1 rRNA gene is annotated in these 1,670 nt (G+C 53.7%); it reads left to right on the forward strand.

What is annotated here, in order from left to right:
• A 23S ribosomal RNA gene (locus tag M0D67_RS41930) occupies positions 1-1,657 on the forward strand; the annotation flags it as partial.
• Between the last annotated feature and the right edge of the window lie 13 nt (positions 1,658-1,670).

Here is a 1,670-nt window from a genome sequence, read left to right on the forward strand (position 1 = left end):
GCTGGAGGTATCGGAAGTGCGAATGCTGACATGAGTAGCGATAAAGGGGGTGAAAGGCCCCCTCGCCGTAAGCCCAAGGTTTCCTACGCAACGTTCATCGGCGTAGGGTGAGTCGGCCCCTAAGGCGAGGCAGAAATGCGTAGCTGATGGGAAGCAGGTTAATATTCCTGCACCATTGTTAAATGCGATGGGGGGACGGATCGCGGAAGGTTGTCCGGGTGTTGGAAGTCCCGGTCCTTGCATTGGAGAAGGCGCTCAGGCAAATCCGGGCGCGGAATTCAAGGGTGCGAGGCCATTCACTTCGGTGAAGAAGCAACTGGAAGTGGTTCCAAGAAAAGCCTCTAAGCTTCAGTTTAACAAGACCGTACCGCAAACCGACACAGGTGGGCGAGATGAGTATTCTAAGGCGCTTGAGAGAACTCGGGAGAAGGAACTCGGCAAATTGGTACCGTAACTTCGGGATAAGGTACGCCCCTGTAGCTTGACTGGCCTGCGCCAGAAGGGTGAAGGGGTTGCAATAAACTGGTGGCTGCGACTGTTTAATAAAAACACAGCACTCTGCAAACACGAAAGTGGACGTATAGGGTGTGACGCCTGCCCGGTGCCGGAAGATTAAATGATGGGGTGCAAGCTCTTGATTGAAGTCCCGGTAAACGGCGGCCGTAACTATAACGGTCCTAAGGTAGCGAAATTCCTTGTCGGGTAAGTTCCGACCTGCACGAATGGCGTAACGATGGCCACACTGTCTCCTCCCGAGACTCAGCGAAGTTGAAGTGTTTGTGATGATGCAATCTCCCCGCGGCTAGACGGAAAGACCCCATGAACCTTTACTGTAGCTTTGCATTGGACTTTGAACCGATCTGTGTAGGATAGGTGGGAGGCTATGAAGCGTGGACGCCAGTCTGCGTGGAGCCGTCCTTGAAATACCACCCTGGTTTGTTTGAGGTTCTAACCTTGGTCCGTGATCCGGATCGGGGACAGTGCATGGTAGGCAGTTTGACTGGGGCGGTCTCCTCCCAAAGTGTAACGGAGGAGTACGAAGGTACGCTAGGTACGGTCGGAAATCGTGCTGATAGTGCAATGGCATAAGCGTGCTTAACTGCGAGACCGACAAGTCGAGCAGGTGCGAAAGCAGGTCATAGTGATCCGGTGGTTCTGTATGGAAGGGCCATCGCTCAACGGATAAAAGGTACTCTGGGGATAACAGGCTGATACCGCCCAAGAGTTCATATCGACGGCGGTGTTTGGCACCTCGATGTCGGCTCATCTCATCCTGGGGCTGTAGCCGGTCCCAAGGGTATGGCTGTTCGCCATTTAAAGAGGTACGTGAGCTGGGTTTAAAACGTCGTGAGACAGTTTGGTCCCTATCTGCCGTGGGCGCTGGATATTTGAAGGGGGCTGCTCCTAGTACGAGAGGACCGGAGTGGACGAACCTCTGGTGTACCGGTTGTCACGCCAGTGGCATCGCCGGGTAGCTATGTTCGGAAGAGATAACCGCTGAAAGCATCTAAGCGGGAAACTCGCCTTAAGATGAGATATCCCCGGGGCTTCGAGCCCCTTGAAGGGTCGTTCAAGACCAGGACGTTGATAGGTCAGGTGTGGAAGCGCAGTAATGCGTTAAGCTAACTGATACTAATTGCCCGTAAGGCTTGATCCTATAACAGGTGTGT

This window comes from Paraburkholderia sp. SECH4 (assembly GCF_030511745.1).
GTDB lineage: Bacteria > Pseudomonadota > Gammaproteobacteria > Burkholderiales > Burkholderiaceae > Paraburkholderia > Paraburkholderia madseniana.